This window comes from Providencia sp. PROV261 (assembly GCF_028477945.1).
Lineage (GTDB): Bacteria > Pseudomonadota > Gammaproteobacteria > Enterobacterales > Enterobacteriaceae > Providencia > Providencia stuartii.
Genome location: NZ_JAMPMC010000011.1, coordinates 113,983 through 136,964 on the forward strand (window position 1 = coordinate 113,983; position 22,982 = coordinate 136,964).

A 22,982-nucleotide genomic window follows, 5' to 3' on the forward strand; every position below is an offset into this window, starting at 1 on the left:
TCAAACTACCGACAAATAAAATGATTTAAGTAATTTTTTGCGTTTAATTTTGTCTGAAAAGCATGCAGCAGTGGCCTAATTACCTTATTGCTCCCGCTCCCATCGGCCCCTCTGACCTACCAATTAACTACATTAGAGACCATCTAGCTTTTTCTATTTTCAATCAATAAAAAACCCGATGATTGCTATATTAAAGCAAATACATCAGGCTTTTTGGTTACATCATCGTACCTTAAAATACACAGTTGTACGCTAAGTGGTATTTCAGGTTGTTAATTAAAGAAGCCACCGTTATGGCTGCTTGAAAGTGGCTTCACAATACTCAACTTTTGTTTGCTGGAAAAAAGGTTTCATTTGTTTGTGCCATCTGACACAAGCGTTCACAAGGGCGGAATTTATCACCGTAACGCTCAGCTAACTGATTCATCGTATCTACTGTTTTTTGAATACCTAAGTTATCCATATATCGGAATGGCCCACCAAAGAATGGCGGGAAGCCAATACCAAATACCGCGCCAATATCCCCATCTCGTGGATTTTGGATAATATTCTCATCTAAACAGCGAACAGCCTCATTGAGCATCAACATCACACAGCGTTCAGCAATATCAATTTTGCTCAAATGATTTTGTGGCTGAATACCGATTAATGAATAGATACTGCTATCTACCTGACGCTTTTTAGATTTTTTCCAGAACATCAATTTAGATGCGGGTTGATGCCCATACAAATAAAAGCCTTTCCCATTTTTCTTGCCTTTACGGTCGTCTTTATTCACTTTATCCAGAAGCTCAGGAGCCTTAAACCTATCACCAAAGCGATTGACTAAAATAGGTAAAATTTTAGTTCCGACATCAATACCGACTTCATCTAATAAGTTAAATGGCCCAACAGGGAAGCCAAAATCAACAAGCGCACTATCAATATGTTCAATTGATTCGCCACTCATTAAACATTCAGCCGCTTCACACAAATAAGGCGCTAAAATACGATTCACATAAAAGCCTGCATCATCCCCCACAACAATGGCCGTTTTACCTTGGCGTTTCGCAAAAGCCACCACCGTCGCAATGGTTTCTGCATCTGTTTGCTGATGAGGGATCACTTCAACCAGTGGCATTTTGTCAACAGGGCTAAAATAATGTAGGCCAATCACTTTTTCAGGGTGAGCTGCATTTTCAGCGATTTGATGAATAGGTAATGAAGAGGTGTTCGAGGCAAAAATCGCCTTCCCGTGGGTGACCTCTTGTACCTCTGCAACCATCTTTTGTTTTAGTGAGAGATCTTCAAAGACAGCTTCAACCACAATATCAGCGTGCTCAAACCCTTGATAATTTAGCGTGCCCGATATTTTTGCCATCACTGCATTACGCTCGCGAGCAAGCATACGCCTTTTATTAACTCTTTGCGTTAATAGATCCCAGCTATAACGCAGTGAATGGGTAATGCCTTTCTCATTAATATCTTTAATACGGACAGGAAGATCACCTTTCATTGCGGTGACAAATGCAATCCCCCCTCCCATTAAACCGCCACCTAACACACCAATCTGCTTAAATGCGAGTGGTTTTGCACTAGACCCCGTTTCGTTTTTTAATGCCGTTGTCGCAAAGAATAAGCTTCTTAGTGCGGCTGACTCTGGTGTCATCACTAACTCGCCAAACGCTTTGGCTTCTGCCTCATATCCGGCTTTAGCCCCTTTTTCTACCCCTGTTTTGACAACCTGAATAATTTTCTCTGGAGCAGGATAATGGCCTTTCGTTTTGCGCATTACGGTTTGTTTGGCGCTGGAAAAGACTTTATTACGTAATAAATTACTGCTTAATAAACGATGTTGCCAATGAATAGGCGCGCGTTGGATTTTACCTTTTTTCGCCATTGCAATAGCGACATCTAACAGAATGGTTTCAGGCACGACATCATCCACTAACCCCATTTTTAGTGCCTGTTTCGCGCGTAACTGTTTACCCGTTAACATCATATCCAGTGCATTTGGTATGCCAATTAATTTTGGTAAACGTTGGGTTCCACCTGAGCCGGGAAGCAAGCCTAATTGGACTTCAGGTAGGCCTAAACGCGTTTTATCGTCATTCGAGCACACTCTGACATGGCATGCTAATGCAAGTTCTAACCCACCACCGAGACAGGCTCCATGGATTGCCGCAACAATAGGTAAAGGATAGTTTTCTAGCTTTTCGAAAAGCTGGTGCCCTTCTCGAGATAACTCACTGGCTTGCTCTTTACTTTGGCAGTTAGCAATCATGCTAATATCCGCGCCCGCGATAAAACTGTCTTTTTTCCCAGAGGTGATCACCAATCCTTTTAAACCAGGTGTCGACTGTGCTTGCTGTAAAATAGAGAGGAACTGTTGTGCAAACTCAGCCTTCAATGTGTTGACCTTTTCATTTGGTACGTCAATGAAAATGACACCCACTGTTTGGGCATGAACTTCAAGGCGAAAAGCTTCATGCACGAGGCCTGCTTGAACCCCTGTTTCTGAATGGTGCGTCATTATTCCACCTCCAAAATCATTGCAGCGCCCAACCCACCAGCAGCACATGCTGTTGTTAAACCAAACCCACCACCTCGGCGACGTAATTCATGCAGTGTTTGTGTCACCATACGCGCTCCTGTTGCAGCGAATGGATGACCATAAGCAATAGACCCACCAAGCACATTGAACTTATCCATATCTACTTCACCAATTTCTTTTGATAACCCCAATTTTTCTTGAGCAAATTGGCGACTAGAAAAGAGTTTAAGATTCGCTAGCGTCTGAGCGGCAAAAGCTTCATGCATATCGATTAATGTCAAATCTTGTAGCGTCAACCCCGCACGTTTAAGCGCTATTGGTGTCGCATAAGAAGGGCCTAACAGCATATCTTGCCAAACATCAATAGCAGAGAAAGCAAAGCTACGTATATAACCTAACGGGGTATAACCTAATGCTTTAGCACGAGATTCCGTCATCATTAGCACGGCGGCCGCCCCGTCGGTCAGTGGTGTACTATTGGCTGCCGTCACCGTACCGTGTTTACGATCAAATGCAGGTTTTAACTTTGCATAAGAAGATAAAACTGAATTTGTACGGATATTATTATCTTGAGTGAAGGCTTGTTTGAATGGCGGCATGTAAGCACTCATCACCTCTTGCTCCAAAACACCACTTTCCCAAGCTTTGGTCGCGAGCAGATGTGAGCGATGCGCAAGCTCATCTTGCTGCTCACGAGTGATGTGATACGTTTTCGCCATTTGCTCCGCCGTATCCCCCATCCGTAAACCTGTCGAATATTCTGCAACGGCGGGTGCGACAGGTAACAGATCTTTTAGACGTAATTTCGACATCAATGAAAGCTTTTGCCCGAATGACTTCGCTTTACTTAATGACAAAAGCGTTGCTGCAAGTTTCTTGGAAACCCCGATAGGTAATACAGAAGATGAATCTGCACCTCCAGCAATACCAACTGAGATATGACCAGCCATCATACTCTCAGCAATATTTGCCATAGCCTGGAAACTCGTCGCACAAGCGCGAGAAACACTATAGGCATCCGTCGAGACACTCATACCTGTACCGAGCACTATCTCCCGCGCAATATTCGGGGCTTCTGGCATTTGTACCACTTGCCCAAACACCAGCTGTTCAATAAGTTGTTTTTCAATACCGCTTCGACTTAGCAGTTCTGCAACAACAGCTTTTCCCAGATCAACCGCAGCAATACCTTGATATGCTGTGGCTTGCTTGGCAAAAGGTAAACGGAGGCCGCTAATAATTGCTATCCTCTCTTTTGCTGCATAAGTGCTTTCGCCATGATGGGAAAGTTGATTCATGGTAGCTCCTGCTAAAAAGTGATAAACCGTTTTTTATGACCTCTAAACCTTTCATGCTGGTTTCTGTAGCCACAAGTGAAACCCGCGCTTTAAAATAATAGGTGTAACTTATTTATATTTAACCGATTCTCGTAACCTGTTAAAAAAGTGCTTGTGGCTAGCTGACCCTCGCTAAAGAGGTCTGACCTGTTTAATATTGTTAACATAAACGTTACATTCAGAAAATAGCGACATTAAGAAAATGCGAGCTTGCACACAACTTAATGAATATTAATGAAAGCAGAAAAGAGTTGAGCAGAAAATAAAGGGAATTAAATAGAAAAACACCTTCACTATAGCGTAATTAGACTATAGTGAAGGAGATAAAGAGTTAATCAGTTGTTTGATTAGCGTAAGCCTAATTGAAAAATCAGACTTTCTGCTTCACAACTAAAAGTAAAGTTTGCAGACAACTCAACACCACCTTCAACATTGGTGATGGAATGGTCGATAGCACAAGGTTCTGACTCAACAGATTTGGCCTTTTCAGTTAGCTGTTTCAACATAGATTCCGCTTCTTCATGGCTCGCGAAAACATGCTGATACGATGCAGTGCAATCTTTATTATCTAAAACTGTACCCACATCTACACAGCAGCAAGCAGCAGTTTCTTCCGCGCTACAACGGTTAATCGCATCAGTCATTTTACTCTCCAAATCAACAAACTGTTAAGTTGCTATCATAACGCTGAAAAAGAGAGAAAAACCAGTGTATATCAAGCCTATTCCCTGACTATCTGAGATAAGTTTGATCTAACCCCATAAATACTCATCAATGACAGAATTACGCCCAACGGATGTTGCCATTTTGTTAAATACATCGCAATTTTGAAAACAATTTGTATATAAACGAAAAACATGCTTGCAACATATGAGGTGGTCAGACCTATACTCTAGTAACTGGTCTGATTTGTCATAGAGGCAAGCGACCCTACAATTCTGCGCTTCTTGCGATAGAAGTCGCCTAATATACATAATAAACAAGAGGGTTTTGGTCATGAGCCAGAAAAACCTATTTACTCGATCAGCTTTAGCAATAGCAGTGGCAATAGCTTCATCTAATGCGGGCGCCGCTGGTTTTTTGCTTAATGAATATTCCACATCTGCGCTCGGACGTGCATTTTCGGGAGCCGGCGCACTCGGTGACAACGCAAGTGAAGGTAGTCGTAACCCTGCTGCAATGATGTTATTTGATCGCCCAGCCATTTCAGTCGGTGCAGTTTATATTGACCCAAGTGTTGATATTAAAGGGCGTGGAGCATCTCCTTTAGGCAGTAACTTAACCGCAAATGATATTGCACCAAGCGCTCTCGTGCCTAACGCGCATTTCATTTTCCCTATCAATGATAAGTGGGCGGTAGGTACATCAATGACCACCAACTTTGGCCTCGCAACTGACTTTAGTAAAAACTATGCAGCAGGCCCTATTGGCGGTAAAACTGACCTGAAAACAGCCAACTTAAATTTAAGTGGTGCATACCGTTTAAATGATAACTTTAGTTTTGGTTTAGGTGTCAATGCGGTTTATGCCGATGCTGAAATCACTCGCCATGCAGGTGATTTAGGTAAATTAACACCAAAACTTGGATTACCACCTATTCCTGCTAGTACCACAATGGCAAAACTGACAGGCGATGATTGGGGCTACGGCTGGAACGCAGGTATCCTCTACGAACTCAATCCAGATAACCGTTTTAGTTTAACCTATCGTTCTAAAGTTACCGTCAAGTTTAAAGATGGTAAGTACTCAAATGACCTTCCAAGTAATAACCCTTACCTTAATGGCGCTGGTATTGTCGGCACTGATGGTGAAAAAATCAAAGGTAAGCTTGACCTAAACCTTCCTGATATTTGGGAGTTCTCAGGTTACCATAAAGTTGCTCCAAAATGGGCATTACACTACAGCGTAGCTTATACTGGCTGGAGTGAATTCAAAGATTTAACAGCATATCGTAGTAGTGATGGAAGGCAATTATTCCACAAGGCTGAAAACTTTAAAGATGCTTGGCGTTTCGCAGTAGGTACAACCTATTACTATGATGATAACTGGACATTCCGTACAGGTATCGCCTATGACGAAAGCCCTGTACCGACAAAATACCGTTCAATTTCCATCCCAGACCAAGATCGCTATTGGTTAAGTGCGGGTACAACCTATGCATTTAATGAAAATGCTTCTGTAGACTTGGGTATTTCTTATATGTACGGTAAAAAAGTCAACATATCTGAGAAGCTAGTAGAAACTAACGCACTGCCACTTCCTGCTTATGAGTTTAAATCTGAAGGGTCAGCCTGGTTGTATGGTGTGAACTTCAACTACACATTCTAATTGTGTCGATGCAAATAAATAACAGGGGATGATCCCTCTGCCAAACCGTTAGCTAACCCCATGCTTTTCTACATGGGGTTTCTTGTTTAAGGAACATAATCGTTAAAATGATTCTCCCATTATCTTCTGAACGTCATTAATGAAAACGATAACTCATTTTAATTGGCACCAATCTCTCTTTTTAGTCCTAAAAGGATAAAAAAGAGTGTTAACCTAGTTACTGTCTCCATCTTATATGTCGTAGCTGCAATAAACCTAAAACACGGACAAACAGAAATAAAAACTCTCGCACCAAAAATTTACCTTTATACAAAATAATTAACTAGCATCCATTCGGTTTTCTTGAAAATAAATACCCATTAATTATTAAAACAGAAAAATACACTACTTTAAATCTCCTTAAAAGTGAGTTTGAGGCCGTTCAGACCTGAAGTGCTCTTGACTTTTATCCCTGTAAATCTATAAATTAAATTGTGGCTTGAATGTTATCTTAGTATTAACTAATGATTTATCGGGCTTATCACTGTAAAACTATTTCAATTTCTTCTTTCTCGATCACTTCGTTGTAAATAGTTTTGCAATTCATTTTCATAACATCACACACCCTGCATGTTCTTGTCACTACGCCTAGTACAATGTAGTCATTGTCTGGTTCGGCGTAGCGCCGCTAGCATATAGGAAAAATAAATTAACGTTTAAGCAATAATCGTAAGCTAACCGTTAATTCTAAAGAGGTTAATATGACGATATAGAGAGGAGGTATTTATGGGAACACTGTTTACGGTTGGCTTTATTGGTGTTTTAGGTGTTATTGCTCTGATTGATGCAATCACTTCTCGAGGAAAACGAGGCAATGAATAATACTCTTATCACTCTCTGATGCCATACATAGCAAAAGAGAGTGATAGCTTCCTGTCATTAATCGATAGAATCTAAATCATCTTCGATAGCTGAGGCATTTGGATTTTCCGTCGCTTTTAACTCCCCACCACTTGATAAGAAATCATTTCGCTGGAAATATGCTTCACGCATTAACAAATAAGGATCAGACGAATTTTTCAGCAATCCATCCGAATCGAGTAGCTGGGAACGTGTTTCGATGCCTTCTAAGGCCCATTTACCTGCCGACATCCAGAATGTCAGATAGCTCAACATTGGGTAAAGATCATCAACTAAATTACCGCCCTCTTCACGTGGTGTAAAACTACCGTAACCAGGTAACACCACATAAGGACCATAACCTACATCATAGTAACCCAATGTGTTACCAAAACGTTTAGGATCTTCTTTTGCTAACTGCGGGTTAGCCATTGAAGCTACATCAATGAGTCCTCCAACACCAAAGACGGTGTTAAGGAAGAAACGGTTAAAGTGTTTAAACCCTTGGCTGACTTCACCTCGTAAAAAGCTGTTCAGCATGCTGGCTGGCTCTTCAAGGTTGACAAAGAAGTTCGTTAAACCATTTCGTGCAGGCATAGGTACATAATCGCGCCAAGCAACGGCAACCGGCCTTAAGATATAGGGATCTAACACATTGTAGTTAAAATTGAACATCGCTCGGTTAAAACCTTCAAGCGGATCTGAGCGCTCCTGAGTTTCAGGATTAATTGAGCTTGAACACCCAACAAGCAAAACCCCCGCAAGAAGAACGCCACTCATGCGAAACTTCATAATACTCTCCATTCCCTGTACCACCAGCCATGGCACTTCAATTCAAATTATAAACCAATGCGTTTATATTAAAACCAAATAAATATAATTGTTAACCAATTTGAGTGCTCAATATGACCAAGCAACCATAACGCTAAGTATACATTATTAAGTATATTGTTTTTATAAGAAAAGTGATCAAATGCACGATTGGCTAACTGTATCCGTTACAATGGAGTAATAAACAGTACAGTGTTCACGAGGCTTAGAATGGGCTTTTTAAGATAAGCGATAAACATCGGCGCTCACTGAGTTTACTTAGCATTACTCATCAAAAATGCGAATCTCGATTTACGGCTTATCCCTGCATAGGATGAGCAATTCACACCATAATTACCCTCAATAATAACATTACGTGTTTTTATAGTTTCATTAACATATCGCGCAAAAGATCACCTAAAACTATAGTTTATTACTCTTTTATAAAAGAAATTCCACGTAACAACTTGATTCAATTAGAAGTCAGAAGTAGAATGCCGGACGTTGTAACATAATTTATGTCCCCTTAGTTAAATGGATATAACGAGCCCCTCCTAAGGGCTAGTTGTAGGTTCGATTCCTGCAGGGGACGCCACTGTAAGCCAATAAACCCGCTATCCTCCCACTAAAAACCTGCTTTACCTGTCCGTTGAGTTAAATAATACTAAACTGAATAAATATTTCTCAGGGGAATATGGGGTCTCACACACTTTTATTACCCCAATGAAACTAAACGTAATTCCAAGATAACGCCTATAAACAAACCGATGATGATGGTTGGTGTTTTAATGTATCGTCCACTGGCGCAAAGTTTTAATAGACTCGATAAAAAGAAAAACTTCATACTATCGAGTTATATCCTGCCATTAGTTTTGCGTGTCTTGCTGCACGACAAAACTGGAACTGCTCTGGCAAATTCTGTCCGTTACCCTATAGCAGCAATGATTTTCTCTTGTACACCATTAATCGACATTGAGTATCAATGCCCTAATGTGGCTAAGTCTGTTCAGCTCTTCATGCTATCAATTATCTAGCATTACTGCGGCATTGGCTGTGTTTTGTCGGCTTTACATCACCGCATAGCGTATTAGCACATTAGGCACTAACAATAGTAATCAACTTGCCTGCTAATACCCTCTAAACCATTTTTTATACGTCAAGCCTGTATTTTACTTTCGGCCTCTTTTCCGGTTTCATCTCGTCATGAATAAGTTAACACTGTTCCTTGTTGCTTGCGCGCGTGTAAAAGGTTTTCATCTCAAAGTCACTTATTAGCCACCATAGCTAATAGACAACATTAATCAAGCCCCCCATCAAAAAGCGATTGATTCTTCAAAGGCATGTTATTCAAGGCCCCACATTGCTTTAACTAAATCCCAGCACTGTGACATCCATTACCCGTTTAAGTTAGATTCCAAACATATTCCGAGTTAAAATAACAATTAATTTCATTTAGCGCTCAATAAATGAATGAAAATATTCTTTAATTCCATTTAATACATCAAAATGAGAAATCAAATATGGATTTGAAGGTAAGTTATATGGAAAATAATATAATTCATACACTCGTTGAATTAACAAATAGAGGTAATGACGATGTTAAAATAGCCGCAATCACCGCTCTCGGAGATTACAAGGCAACGATTGAACAGCAAACTGCTATTTCTAGGCTTATTGAGTTGTGCAAGGACCCCAATAAGGATGTGGCAATTTCAGCCATAAAAGCCTTAAGTAAGCTTGCAGAATTCTTTTAACTTATTGTAAACACTCCGTTCTAATGTAATTTAGCAAATACATCGCCTGCTGTTCGTTCTCAGCTATCATCACTAATCTTGTTCAACTGCTACATTAGGTCGTGCGGTATCTCCATGATTCTGTTTTGTCAATAACGAAGCCGACATGACCATCTCCGATATGTGAAAAAACACAATACAACCGCATTTAAGTTAAAATAAGTTTACGCCATCGCTAAGATATGAGCGAGGAGAATGAATGCCATAACGCGCTATCATTACATTGGCGAAGCCTACTCATTAAGGAGCTGGTTTAGCTATCCCGACTAATCCACGAAGTTTGGGTCGATAGAAAATAAATCTAATTACAGGATAAATAGCATCCTCCATGAATGCATCCACCTGCCTAACGCAATGCTTTGCAACGTCTAAGTTTATCACTGTTTTTTCTGATAACGCATCTAAAACATTTTATGAGCTTTTGTATTATGTATAGCATTTAATAACAGCCTCACGAAAGGGATTACTGCTTAGTAAAAATTATTATTAATACGCATTTCAACAAACTCAAATTACCCTACAACGTTCGGATATTTCTTACTTCTAACTCATTCTCCATTTTGTGTGGAGAGTGAAAGTAACCATCATTAATATCTGAAATTACATATCTTCTAATCTAAATAACACATCCGTATTTTTTACTATTCATTAGCTAAGTAACATCAATACAAATCCTCTATCCCGATGGAATATATTTTTTGTCTCTGGTAGTTGTTGCACTCCCTATTAACTGTGCGACCTATCATTTTTATTTCCTTAGATAAAGAGATTTTTACTGTTATCAATGTTGAACCAACAGAGTCGATAAATCAAAAATGCTATTGTCACTCGCTATAAATGAACCACTATAGTATCGGCAATCCCAATAATCTAAAAAAAGAAAGCTTTCCATTTCATGATAAAAATCATCAAATCCAGACATGTCTCATATAAAGTGTGAATCATACAGTACATTCATTCAAAATAGGATAATTCTTGAATTAACCCTTTTACTCTATTAAAGCTAATAAACAACCACAAGTTGTCCCTTTATGAAGATAAAAATTCTCATATGATGATTTATTTATATTGAGTTTTACTTAATAATAATTTAGATTAAGTCACAAAATTTGTGATTGGTAAAGCTGGGAATTTACATTTTTAACGAATAAACCGTTGTATCATATTTAGCTTGCTGTATTTTATGCTTGAAAATTCACTAACCACTGTCATTTTCATCTAAATACACATCACTATGCGTTATATCTCATTAGTTTCAGCCTAATTGTCTACGTATAGCGTTTTAAAATGTAAGTTACTTTTTATATCCCCAGCACACTGTAAATAAAACATAAATAGAGTAACCTTATGGAAAACGCAACAAAAAACCTTTTGGATATCGATATTGAAAAGGAAGATATACGTAGTCAAGTTCATCATGTTAAATTTCATGGTGACAATACTGAGTATTTCTTTATATGGATAGTGAATGTTTTATTGACGATACTCACTCTAGGTATATATTCAGCTTGGGCCACCGTCAGAACCCGACGCTACTTCTTAGGTAATACTGAGGTTAATGGCTCACGTCTTGAGTATCATGCTTCACCTGTAAGGATTCTAGTATCTAGGCTTATTATATTTTTCTTTTTTGCATTATATTTAGCCGTTAACTATCTTTTCCAACCAATAGCATATGTTATTCTGTCCCTATTTTTCTTGATGCTACCTTACTTTATTATTCGCTCATGTCGTTTCCATGCCATTATGACAAGCTATAGAAATGTAAGATTTAATTTTCTCGGCAGTTATAAAAAAGGGTATTGGCACTTTTTTATCCTTCCATTATTACTTTTATTAGGTGCAATTGCTTTTTCATTCTTGGTAGGACAAGTCATAGGTTTAATCGCTATCTTTAGTTCAGCGAATACCAATGAACATATAAATCTGAGTAGATACTTTATCGGCACATACGCGACTTTGTTATTAATAGCGATTTCTTTATATGCCATTTTTGCAATAAGAACCAAACAATTGTATGAGTATTTCGCAAATAACTTTTACTTTGGCAAATCTGCATTTAAGCTAAAAATGAATTATCGGGCAGTGGCTAAAATTTATAGTATCGCTTTTTTAATACTGGTTCCTTTCATCATCTTAAGCGGGTTTAGCATCATCTCTATGATAAAAACCGTTATCATACACGAAAGCAACTTCAGTGAGTTAGAACCACCTGTTTTTTTGTTTTTATTCATATATTTATACTTATACGTAGGGTTTTTCTTCTCTTATAGTTACATTCATATCATGATGAGACGTGAGTTTTTCAATAAATTAGAATTCAGTAACGAGCTAAAATTTAGCTCATCCATCACCTATTTTTCTTACCTAATTTTACTGTTCTCTAATAGTCTTATTATTATATTTACGCTAGGGTTAGCTACGCCTATTGCTCAAATTCGCCATGCACGATATTTCGCCATGAACACTAAAATTACAGGCGATATGTCTCTAGAGAATGAACTCGCTCATGATGAGACTCACTCCAATTCTTTTCATGATGAAACGCTTGATTCCTTCGACTTTGGATTATCGTTGTGAACATAGTGGGTGAATATACTTATAATAAAAAGGCACTGAAACACAGTGCCTTTATTGAGTTAGATAATGATAAGCATCAAATTACTCTTCACGTTAACGATGAAGTTAAAACATATCTATACCAAGATATTCATTTATCAAAACCACTAGGAACACTACCAGACTCTATCTATTTTTCTGATGGTGGATGTTTTACCTGTGATAAAGAGCAACATTTACGTAACAAACTCGTTCTGAAAAAAGGCAAACTCCATTTTGGTGTTATTCACTTTTTAGAACGTTATAAAATGGCTAGCCTGTATTTACTAGCCTGTATTATTCCTATGGTATATCTCTTTTTCCAATTCTTTCTACCATCAATGGCATCGATTATTGCTAAAGAGGCTCCTGTTCGAATTCAAATGCACCTTGGCCAAGAAACACTCGTACTCTTAGATGAAAGTGTACTTGAACCAAGTAAATTGCCATTAAAAAAGCAGCAAGAACTTAAGGCGCTATTTGAAAGAATTACACCTCAAGAATTTAATAATTATGATTTAAAACCACGGCTTATTTTTAGAGACTACCCGAAACAAGCCAACGCATTAACATTAACTGATGGTACAATCATCATTACTGATGAGTTAGTTAACTTAATTGAAGATGAAAATGAACTTGTTTCCGTTTTATTACATGAAATGGGCCATCATTATCATCATCATATAATGAATTCTTTAGTGAGTTCATCATCGTTAAAATTTGTCAGCATGTGGATACTGCGCAAATCATCAGGGATTGAAGACATATTGTTAAATTCAGGTAATCAATTAATGACATTGAGCTACTCTCGGGATATGGAATTAGAAGCTGACCAATTTGCTATTGAGTATATGTTAAAACAAGAACGCCCTTTAGAGATGATGGAATCAATATTTATCAAGCTGGCTAACATATCACCTGAAATGAAGAGTAAGCTATTAAGTACCCATCCTCTATGGAAAGAGCGCTTAAATGCGATAGATGCATCTAAACCCTATAGTCAGGATAAAAAACACTAATCACCTCGCTAACATCCCTTTTTATCAATCACTGAATAGAGAATCCCCAATAATATGGAGATTCTCTATTTGCCTTATTGGTAAAAAAATCAACATATAACTGATTATTAATGGAATATTTATACGTTCGATATAGATAGCGTTTATGAAAACAATATGCCGCGTTTTATCACTCTGTTACCACACGAGCATCGCTCTGTTTTATGTGAAATTGAGTTTTCTTCACTATCAAAAAATCAAATTTACGTTATAGTCATGATCTTTAAGTGTTATTTAACCTTTTGATTATGATGTCAATACCCATCATATATCGTCGCTAGCACAAGATATTATTAGGCAAAATTAGATGAAATACGCATCCGTGCCATTTAATCAAAACGAAAATGGTTGGTTAAATGAAACTTCACGCACTCCCCGATATCCGACCTTAAATCAAAATACCGACGCAGATTGGGTAGTTATAGGCTCCGGCTACGCGGGTTTATCTTTTGCAAGAAGACTTGCACACAACAATCCGAACCTTAAAATTATTCTCCTTGATTGCGCAACGGCAGCCGAAAGTTCATCTGCTCGAAATTCAGGATTTATTATTGGGTTACCTCATAATATTGGCAGTTCAACGGCCGAACTAAAGAAAGCCCAATTTTATCGCACGTTGCTTGAAGAAGGCATTCATCAGCTCGCGACATTAACTGAACAGTTTGCGATTGAGTGTGACTGGGAAAGTGCCGGCAAATATCATTGCCAAGTTGATAAAAAGAATGAACGTGTTTTACAAGAGTATGTCGATAATCTCAATACAATGAGTGAACCTTATCAATTACTCGATAAGGAGATGCTCTATCACAAATTAGGTACGCATTTTTATCATAAAGGGATATACACACCAAATTCAATTCTCGTTAATCCAGCAAAATTGGTGGTAGGCTTAGCACGCTCATTACCTGAGAATGTGAAAGTGTATAATTACACTCCCGTTATGGCAATACAGCCTGGCGCCACCATACAGGTACTGACTCCTTATGGCAATATTCGTACAGCAAACATTATGTTAGCAACGAATGCACTCTCTAGAGAATTAACACCAATTAATCATAACCAAGCAGCAATGGCGACATTTGCCAGTATCACAGCCCCACTTTCTCTCGAACAACAACAACGCTTACCTGCGATGAAGAGCTGGGGCTTAACACCTGTGAATGCTATTGCTGGCGCAACGTTACGCTATACCAAAGATCAGCGTATATTGATCCGCCAGCATGTTACCCCTGCGATATGTGGGCGGATCAGTGCAGAACAAACTTATCGAGTGACACAACAGCATCAACAGCTATTCAATAAAATCTACCCGCAATTAGCTGACGTTCCGATAACAAATACTTGGTCCGGTACAATCAGCGTTACCAGAAATGGTGCTCCTATTTGGGGCAGACTCATGAAAGGCGTGTATAGCGCGGGCGGTTGTAATGGCGCAGGGATCTCAAAACAAACCATAGCAGGAACATTATTGGCAGATTATGCTTTAGGAATTGATAACCCTTTAATTGATGCCATGCAGCAACTTGGGCAAGCGAACTATTTGCCACCATCACCGATATTGGATATTGCAATCCACGCCTCATTACTGAAAGAAAGATATATTGGGAGAACGGAAGTATAATGGCAATCGAGTGAACTCTCCCATTCTAGTTTGATCTACATTCCGCACTAACCAATGGAACCCTTTTATCGCGTCATTTATTGGACCATTGGTTTCCCATCAGTAAGAAATTTTACTGCAATTTGCTGCCTATTCATGCTAACACCATAGCCTATGTTATGTGATTGAACCTTTGCCCAATAAACCTGCTGTGAATGCTATTCAACGGTTATGATCGCCATCCATCGAATATTTTTTATTTAAGCCAGACTGATTAGGATTATCATTAAATGACTTTTCACAACTTATTATTATTTAAAGGTTATTCTAACTTGCTTCATTGATCCTTCACCGCTAAATTACCCGTAATTTTACTAATATGAGTGAATGGTTTATGAGCCTCACAATCATTATCTTTTTACTTGTTTATATTGCGATGGGGTTTGGTAAGCTCCCCGGTTTTAAAGTGGATAGAACCGGTGCTGCTGTTATTGGTGCCTTAGCCATGATGGCTGTCGGTAGTATTACCCCTCCTCAAGCATGGAATGCGATCGATTATCGTACTATTGGCATGCTATTTGGGTTGATGGTGGTTTCCGCCTCTTTTGTCGTATCTGGATTTTATAGCTGGACGGCAAACCGCGTTGCCATGCTCAAAGTCAGTGCCCCTGTGTTACTCGCTGTACTCATTGCTGTAGGTGGTTTACTTTCTGCTTTATTGACCAATGATGTTGTTGTGGTGGCAATGACCCCATTATTAGTTTCTATTACATTGTCACGGGGATTAAACCCTGTGCCTTTTTTGTTAGGGTTTTGCTTTGCTGCAAATAATGGCGCTTCTGGCTCCTTGATCGGTAGCCCACAAAATATGATCGCAGCCCAAGGGCTAGATATTTCATTTGTTGGGTTACTCCAAGCTTCGGCTGTACCAGCCTTACTCTCATTACCACTGACTTGGGCTGTTTTAGTTTTTCTTTATCGGAACCGTTGGTATCTGGCGAAAACATCCGTGGATGGAGCCGCGGCCCCCCCTACTCCATCTACTGATCCTGCAACAAAACTTGATGTATGGGAAACCAGTAAAGCGGGCATTATTACGTTAATTGTTATTATCGCTTTCGTCATCAGTGATATTCCAAGAGAGCTTATTGCATTAACTGCGGCTGGGTTTTTATTGCTAAATCGCTCGATTGCATCAAGTGATATGCTGAAATTAGTTGATGGTAATCTGTTATTACTGATTATGGGATTATTTGTCGTCAATGCTGCATTTGCATCAACGGGATTGCCTCAGCAAATGTTAAATGATTTACGGAATAACGGTGTTGAGCTAAATAACCCTATCGTACTTTTCTTGATCACTGGTGTGTTAAGTACCATTGTTGGTAATAACCCCGCAGTAATGTTACTGGTGCCTTTCTTATCATCCAGCGGTAATACCGATTCATTAGGTGCCGCCTTAGTACTTGGCTCGGGTTTTTCAAGTAATTTATTCGTCTTTGGTAGCCTTGCCGGTATCATTGTGGTCGAACAAGCTGCCGCTTATGGTGTGAAAATTTCGTTTTCGGAATTTGCCAAATCAGGTGGGATCGTCGCTTTATTATGTATGCTACTAGCAGCAGCATGGATAGTCTTGGTGCTTTAAGCAGAATGCCACTCGCGTAATAGCGAGTGGCATATAAATAATTATTTCGGATAGCTGGTTTTATTTAAAATAGTGGCATGCGCCCCAACGGGAAATAGGCTAACCGCACTAAAGGCCTGATCCTGATACCCCATGATCCCACCATCCGTCCTCATCATATCTAAATCAATCAGGATAATGCCGAGTGTTGGAATAATTTTCTCACGCCAAATAAATATAGCTGCTCTGACACCTTAATATAGTGGCAGCGGTCAACATCAGCTAACCCCTTTTCGACCCCATCTAAACAATGCCACGCATAAAACTGTTCGTTAAGATAAACATGTTCATAGCGCTCTTTTGGATTATAGGTATACATATTGCGCATACCAATTAATTCAGATGTGTAGGCCGGTAAAGAGCGTTGAGCCTCTCCTAAAGTGCCAAAATAAATCTCCACCTCGACATCTGTCAAAGGGCGATTTTGCTCTACTTTACTAAAGGCAGAAATGCGAATATCTGCTTCGTCAGGGAGTTTACCTTGCACTAATACACAGTTACCGTCTTTTTCATTGATAATTAAGGTAACACTGGCTTGCCAATCATCTGGGGAGATAAAATTGACGAAATAAACCCCTGAACGAATTGAGGTAACACGGCAATCAATTGTCACACCTTGCCATTCAATTTGTTGATCTGCTGGAAAAGAAATATCTTCTTGCCGGTCTTTTTCAGCGAATCTCAATTGAAATGTTTTACCTGTTAATTGGTTATTGGTTTCTAAAATATAGCTATCTGGAGCAAAACCATCTGACAATGCGCCAACTTGGATAAAAGCCACTTCTTCAATCATAATAGCTCCTTAAGTAAAAGCGAGTGTAGGTAAATCAACGACGCTTGCACCACCATCAATAACCAGTGCAGCACCTGTAATCATTGATGCGTCAGTAGAGCATAAGAATCGGCATGCCAATGCGACCTCTTTTGCCGTTGCAGGGCGCTGTAACGGTACATCACGGCATACATATCGATAAGCGTCATCTAATGTAAATTGATGCTGCTCCATTAAAGGCTGCATCTCTTCATCTGCCATTGGTGTTCTAACCCAGCCGGGACAAACTGCATTCGCTCTGACACCTTGATGACCATAATCACGTGCAACGGAGCGCATCAATCCTATTAAGGCGTGTTTGGCTGTCACATACCCACACGCTTCCGGACCTGCGGCCAACGATGCCAGTGAGCCGACAAATAAGACATTACCGTGACTTTGCGTTAATAGGGGTATACAACCACGAACACTCGCAAAAGCACTATCAAGATTAGCTTTCATCGCTTGATGCCACTGTTGGTCATTCATATCTTCAACACGCCCCAACCCCATTCCGCCTGCATTGCACACCAGCACATCAATAGTGCTCGTATGTTGCTTAATTTGTGGCAAAATAATTTCGTTCCATGAAGTTTCAGTTGAGACATCAGCAACGATAGCAATGGCACCTGTTTCAAGTGCAACTGCATTTAGCGGCTCTGCACGCCGTCCAACAATAAAAACCTGATCCCCTTGCTGTGTGAATAGTTGCGCACACGCCGCACCAATCCCTGTGCCACCTCCTGTAATGATGACGGATCTTGAGTTCATTCACCCCCCTATCGCTGGAATTGTTAAAGCAACGTTAATTTATTTATTAATATAGAAATAAATAACCTTCGTTGACCATCGATCTAAGGAACGATATTCAGCAAAATACGGAGGTCGCGAATAAATTTATCGCTAAAAGGTATCAACCTGCCTCACAACAGGTTGATAAAGATAAGGGAAGCATTAAGGTAAGATAGCAAAAGAACGCACGGGAAAACCGCTCGCATTATTAGGTTTGGCAACAATATTAAAAATAACCGCCCCTCTCGTCGGTAATTTGTCCAGATTGGTCATCAATTCAATTTGATAGGTGTCCTGCTCTAGAACATAGTATTCACCTAATAATGCATTATGGCGACGAAAATCCTTAGCCGCATCGGTGTCAAAGGTTTCATGGCCTATTGCTTTGATCCCCCTTTCCTCAAATAAGAATTTCAATGCATCAATCCCCCAACGCGGTATCTGATTATTTCCCTCTGCATCTTTGTTATCCATCGCCTCCTGAGATGGCCAACGATGACTCCAGTCAGTCCGTAGTGCAACAAAAGTATCAGGCTCTATTTTTCCGTACTCTTGTTCAAAATTGAGTACATCTTGACGTGAAAATGCAAACGTAGGGTCTTGCTTCGCTCTTTTTGATTGGTCAATCACAATTAGGGGTAAAACTAACTCTTTTAGTTCTAATTCATGTAGATAGCGTTTCCCTTCAACGAAATGGCAGGGGGCGTCAATGTGTGTGCCATATTGGCCTGGAAAAGTAAATTGTTGGGCAAAAAAACCATCTGGATAATCAAATAATGTCTTTATGCTTGCCGATTCAAACATAAAAAAATGCGGTGAATCTTTATCAAAAGGATGCGTTAAATCAACCCATTTTTTTGACTTTAATAATTTAAGTGCTGTGATTAAGTCATTTTCCATAATATTCCCCTGATGATGTGTTAATTCAATTTTTAATTTTTAGCTTGTTCAATAACTAATTAACGAAAAAAACACAATTTGTCTAGATCAGTAAAGAGAGGAATTTTCATATTAAAAATAGAAGAGAAAATCGTATCACTCAAATAAAAAACCACCTAATATAAATATTAGGTGGTCAAATGTAACATAATAAAAAATAATAAATAGACTAGGGTTTTGGATAATTAGCCCATGCTTGAGGTTCAATAAAACCATCATAAATAGACTGAGAACGAATGTAATCAGCGTATTCTTTAGATTCAAAAGCCTCTTTTAAATCTTTTGCCCATTGGGAATTCACATTGTCTTGCATAACAGTCACAATCACCCGATGCTCTAATGGTGAATTTTCTACAACCAGCCCATCGGCAATACGCTGACCAGCGCTGGCAACATAGTTGCCGTTAACAACAACAAAATCAACATCATCTAATAAACGTAACCCCTGAGCTGCATCGGTTTCACGTATATCTAAACGATATTTAGCAGGTTCGATATCATTAACACTAAAGGTTAATGTGCTGATATTCGGTTTGATTTTTATCCAACCTAACTCTTCTAAAATACGTGCGCCGCGCTCTGCATTTACGGGGTCATTGGATAAAGCAACGATCATACCGTCTTTCACTTCGTCTAATGATTTATGTTTATTCGAACGTAAGCTTTGTGGTGCACTCGGAGAATCGGTTAATGCCACCATATTAATATTATTTTTCTTATTATAAGCTTCCATATATGCACGACTCTGGTTTACCGAGGCATCGATAGAACCTTCTTCAAAGGCGGGATTTATTTGTCTATTTTGCGAAAATTGGCGTAAATTGACTTTATAACCCTTCTTTTCCAAGATGGGTACAATCCCTTTCTCAACTTGGTCGATATAATTACCAACCCCAAAACCTATAGTGATCTCTTTTTTATTCGGATTATCCTTTTCACTATTATCATTACATGCAGCTAATGCAATAACAGCGGTAGCAATAAGCGATAAGTATTTTATTTTTTGTTTCAACATGATGTTACGACCCTGTGTAAATAATGTGGCCAGTATAATCATATTTTTACATCTTATTTAGATCATCTCGTTATAACTTAATACAAAAAGAATATATAACCTATTTTATATGCCTTTTAGGTATATGAATATAATAATTTGTTCGTTCGAATAACGATTCGCTTGATATGTAATGAAGGAGATAAAAAACGTTAAAAAAAAGTGAGTTATGAAATGCCGATTTTAAATTATGATTTAATTGATGCGCTAATCAATATAACACCAGAGTCTACCTTAGCAGACGCAAGGAAAGAACGTTCAAACGCGACAGAAAATACGCAAGCTGCTTTTGAAGCGATTTTTTCCGCACCGTCACCCCAATTAACCGGAGAAATTAAGTTTTTATTTGCGCGAATTATCGCTGAACAGACAGGTAGCCATGTGCTAGCCGATTTTTACAATCAATTATTAGGGCAGCGCTCACCTAACTTGAATACGCCAGCGCTTCAAGCCGCTGAACACTATTTACGCATATTGGTGAGCCAACCAAAACAAACTCATTACTCCCTCATTCATGCCCTTATTGAACAAGGGTGGCACGAAGCGGATATTATCCTACTTGCGCAATTAATAACTTTTGTCACCTATCAAGCCCGTTTAATTGAAGGGTTAAGATTATTGCAAGGTAACAGTACTATCACCAAATCTGCTGAGCCAGTTACTGCTGGACAATGGAATAGCAACTCACACACTCATCAAGGCCAACCGGCTCCGACCGCCTTCACTCAAGATCAACTTGGATGGGAATCATGGCTACAAGCGAGAGATCCACAGACGCTAGAAGCAGATGAAGCTCAGGTGATGAAAAAATTCGGCCAACTTAATTCTGAATATTTTTTGCTGCTCGCCCATCAAAGTCACATTCTAACACTACGTACGCTTATCGATCGTGGCGTCTTTTATACCCTCGGCGGCTTACCTCGTTGGGAACGTGAATTTGCTGCTGCGGCGGTTAGCAAGGTGAACGGCTGCATCTATTGTGCTTCGGTACATGCTCGTAAAGCCAGCCAATATGCCAAAGAGCATAAAGCGGATGTTGAGAAGCTTATCGCAACGCCAGTAGGCGCGATTTTAGCTGAGGGTTTTGATGACCGTTTAACGGCGATTACGGATTTCACGACAGCGCTATCAACGACACCAATACGAGCCACGCATCAACAGGTTGAGACACTACGTCAACTAGGGCTAAGTGAGCTAGAGCTACTTGATTTGATCCAATCAACCGCCTTTTTCTCTTGGGCTAATCGACTGATGCTCTCACTCGGTGAACCATTTGAACTTAAACAGGACAAGGAGTGATCTCGTGACACAGCTAAAAGGGTTAAATGCTTTGGAAGAGCAAATCACTCAAGACCTACAAAACCTTAATCTGCCATTAAACCGCTGGTCATTATCGCCAAACCAGTCTGATGACCATCAATTAGATGTTGCAATTATCGGTGCGGGCATGTCAGGGGTCACGGCAGCCTTTGCCCTTAAATTACAAGGGATTGATGCGATAGTTTTTGATCAAGCCCCAGAAGGTCAAGAAGGCCCATGGCAAACGCCGGCCTTGATGGAAACATTGCGTTCACCAAAACAGGTGGTTGGCCCTGCACTCGCGTCACCCTCTTTAACTTTTCAAGCTTGGTTTAAAGCTCAGTTTGGTGACGATGAGTGGGAAGCACTTGATAAAATTCCTCGTTTACAATGGGGGGAATATCTACAATGGTTTAAAACCATGACGTCGCCAGTGGTTTTCAATCAATATCAATTAACTGATATTCAAGTCAATCCACAAGGTTGCCTACTCACATTTGCAACACCTAACGGTAAACAGCAATATCAAGCACAGCATGTGATCCTTGCGACAGGTATGGAATCCTTTAGCGAACCTAATATTCCAAGCTTTATGGCGGAGATCCCTTCTGCTTACTGGGAGCACTCTTACGCCGGTAGTGATTACAGCCGGTTTAAAGGGTTAGATATTGCGGTCGTAGGATACAGTGCCGGTGCTATGGATAGCTCGGCAACAGCACTTGAACAGGGTGCGCGCTCTGTTGAATTATTGATCCGAGCGAAAGATATGCCAAGGGTGAATCGCGGAAAAGTCGCAGGCAACCCTGGCTTTACTCAAGCTTATCACCAGCTTACCGATGCACAAAAATGGCATTACAGTGATTATGTTGCTAAAGCAAAAACGCCGGCCCCGCATGGCAGCACGCTGAGAGTCTCTCGGCATGAAAATGCTTATTTTAACTTTAATACACAGGTCAAAAAGATAGACGTCAATGGTAAGAAACTGCATATCGCCACAACCACAGGGGAATATGTGGTCGATTACCTGATCTTAGCGACCGGATATCGCATTAATTGGCAGCGCCACAGTGCATTTAATCACATCGCGCCTTTTATTCGTAAATGGGGTGATGTGTATACCCCTTCTAAAGCTGAACAAAATAGTGAGTTTGCCTCCTATCCCTATTTAGGCCATCACTTTGAATTTCTCCCTAAAACCGATTGTGAGTTACCTAAGCTCAGTAATATTTACTGCTTTAACTTAGCTGCATCCTTAAGTATGGGGCCACTTATTGGTTTGATCCCTAATACCAATACGGGCGCGCAGAAACTGGCTGAACATATCGCTGCTCAGTTGTACCTCGCTCATCATGAGCAACATTTAGAGCAGGTAAAAAATAGCACTGAAGCGGAGCTACTAGGTGATGAATGGCAATCTGCTCTCCCCTATAGCCAGCGAACACCACAAACGAGCAATGTGGAGTGATT

General features: G+C 39.7%; 16 protein-coding genes, 1 tRNA gene and 1 pseudogene. 10 read left to right on the forward strand and 8 right to left on the reverse strand.

Annotation, left to right across the window (positions count from 1 at the left end; all coding sequences use genetic code 11):
* Positions 1-322: 322 nt before the first annotated feature.
* The 3 genes from fadJ to PR675_RS07845 all read right to left on the reverse strand — a co-directional run bounded on the left by fadJ (position 323) and on the right by PR675_RS07845 (position 4,514).
* The gene (gene fadJ, locus PR675_RS07835; RefSeq protein WP_272582717.1) at positions 323-2,512 is read right to left on the reverse strand and encodes a fatty acid oxidation complex subunit alpha FadJ; all 2,190 of its coding nucleotides are present in this window, start codon (positions 2,510-2,512) and stop codon (positions 323-325) included.
* Positions 2,512-3,831, reverse strand: coding sequence for an acetyl-CoA C-acyltransferase FadI (gene fadI, locus PR675_RS07840; RefSeq protein WP_004921245.1), 1,320 nt, complete (start codon positions 3,829-3,831; stop codon positions 2,512-2,514). Before fadI ends, fadJ begins: the two co-directional genes overlap by 1 nt.
* A 386-nt stretch (positions 3,832-4,217) precedes the next feature.
* Positions 4,218-4,514: a YfcZ/YiiS family protein gene (locus PR675_RS07845; protein ID WP_004921249.1), complete on the reverse strand. Its 297-nt coding sequence runs from the start codon at positions 4,512-4,514 to the stop codon at positions 4,218-4,220.
* 352 nt (positions 4,515-4,866) lie between these two features.
* On the opposite strand from PR675_RS07845, the gene fadL reads away from it, so the two are divergent.
* Positions 4,867-6,198, forward strand: a complete 1,332-nt coding sequence (gene fadL, locus PR675_RS07850; protein WP_272582718.1) for a long-chain fatty acid transporter FadL — start codon at positions 4,867-4,869, stop codon at positions 6,196-6,198.
* 918 nt (positions 6,199-7,116) lie between these two features.
* Here the strand turns inward: fadL and mlaA are convergent.
* On the reverse strand, positions 7,117-7,869 hold the full coding sequence (mlaA, locus tag PR675_RS07855) for a phospholipid-binding lipoprotein MlaA (RefSeq protein ID WP_014656294.1): 753 nt from the start codon (positions 7,867-7,869) through the stop codon (positions 7,117-7,119).
* Positions 7,870-8,407: 538 nt separating this feature from the next.
* On the opposite strand from mlaA, the gene PR675_RS07860 reads away from it, so the two are divergent.
* The 7 genes from PR675_RS07860 to PR675_RS07890 all read left to right on the forward strand — a co-directional run bounded on the left by PR675_RS07860 (position 8,408) and on the right by PR675_RS07890 (position 16,581).
* Positions 8,408-8,482: transfer RNA gene (locus PR675_RS07860), tRNA-Arg, on the forward strand.
* 193 nt (positions 8,483-8,675) lie between these two features.
* Positions 8,676-8,921, forward strand: coding sequence for a hypothetical protein (locus PR675_RS07865; RefSeq protein ID WP_131728127.1), 246 nt, complete (start codon positions 8,676-8,678; stop codon positions 8,919-8,921).
* Between the two features lie 507 nt (positions 8,922-9,428).
* Positions 9,429-9,641, forward strand: a complete 213-nt coding sequence (locus tag PR675_RS07870) for a HEAT repeat domain-containing protein (protein WP_104873590.1) — start codon at positions 9,429-9,431, stop codon at positions 9,639-9,641.
* A gap of 1,386 nt (positions 9,642-11,027) precedes the next feature.
* Positions 11,028-12,260 carry a YjgN family protein gene (locus PR675_RS07875; RefSeq protein ID WP_060561134.1) on the forward strand — a complete coding sequence of 411 codons (1,233 nt, stop codon included), beginning with the start codon at positions 11,028-11,030 and terminating at the stop codon, positions 12,258-12,260.
* A complete protein-coding gene (locus PR675_RS07880) occupies positions 12,257-13,297 on the forward strand; it encodes a M48 family metallopeptidase (protein WP_040133303.1) in 1,041 nt (346 codons plus the stop codon). The genes PR675_RS07875 and PR675_RS07880 overlap by 4 nt, the downstream gene beginning before the upstream one ends.
* A gap of 346 nt (positions 13,298-13,643) precedes the next feature.
* Positions 13,644-14,957, forward strand: a complete 1,314-nt coding sequence (locus tag PR675_RS07885) for an NAD(P)/FAD-dependent oxidoreductase (RefSeq protein WP_060561135.1) — start codon at positions 13,644-13,646, stop codon at positions 14,955-14,957.
* A 373-nt stretch (positions 14,958-15,330) separates the two neighbouring features.
* Positions 15,331-16,581, forward strand: a complete 1,251-nt coding sequence (locus PR675_RS07890; RefSeq protein WP_036940952.1) for an SLC13 family permease — start codon at positions 15,331-15,333, stop codon at positions 16,579-16,581.
* 41 nt (positions 16,582-16,622) lie between these two features.
* Here the strand turns inward: PR675_RS07890 and PR675_RS07895 are convergent.
* The 4 genes and pseudogenes from PR675_RS07895 to PR675_RS07910 form a co-directional block, all read right to left on the reverse strand.
* Positions 16,623-17,413: pseudogene (locus PR675_RS07895) on the reverse strand (MoaF C-terminal domain-containing protein).
* 9 nt (positions 17,414-17,422) lie between these two features.
* Entirely contained in the window at positions 17,423-18,202 is a 780-nt protein-coding gene (locus tag PR675_RS07900; protein WP_004921272.1) for an SDR family NAD(P)-dependent oxidoreductase, read from the reverse strand.
* Between the two features lie 183 nt (positions 18,203-18,385).
* Complete coding sequence (locus PR675_RS07905) at positions 18,386-19,123, reverse strand: cyclase family protein (protein ID WP_060561136.1); 738 nt, start codon at positions 19,121-19,123, stop codon at positions 18,386-18,388.
* 208 nt (positions 19,124-19,331) lie between these two features.
* Positions 19,332-20,177 (reverse strand): MetQ/NlpA family ABC transporter substrate-binding protein, encoded by an 846-nt coding sequence (locus PR675_RS07910; RefSeq protein WP_227698385.1) that lies wholly within the window; start codon positions 20,175-20,177, stop codon positions 19,332-19,334.
* A 213-nt stretch (positions 20,178-20,390) separates the two neighbouring features.
* On the opposite strand from PR675_RS07910, the gene PR675_RS07915 reads away from it, so the two are divergent.
* Positions 20,391-21,515 (forward strand): CMD domain-containing protein, encoded by a 1,125-nt coding sequence (locus tag PR675_RS07915; protein ID WP_041705010.1) that lies wholly within the window; start codon positions 20,391-20,393, stop codon positions 21,513-21,515.
* 4 nt (positions 21,516-21,519) lie between these two features.
* Positions 21,520-22,980, forward strand: a complete 1,461-nt coding sequence (locus tag PR675_RS07920; RefSeq protein WP_060561137.1) for an NAD(P)-binding domain-containing protein — start codon at positions 21,520-21,522, stop codon at positions 22,978-22,980.
* Positions 22,981-22,982: the final 2 nt, after the last annotated feature.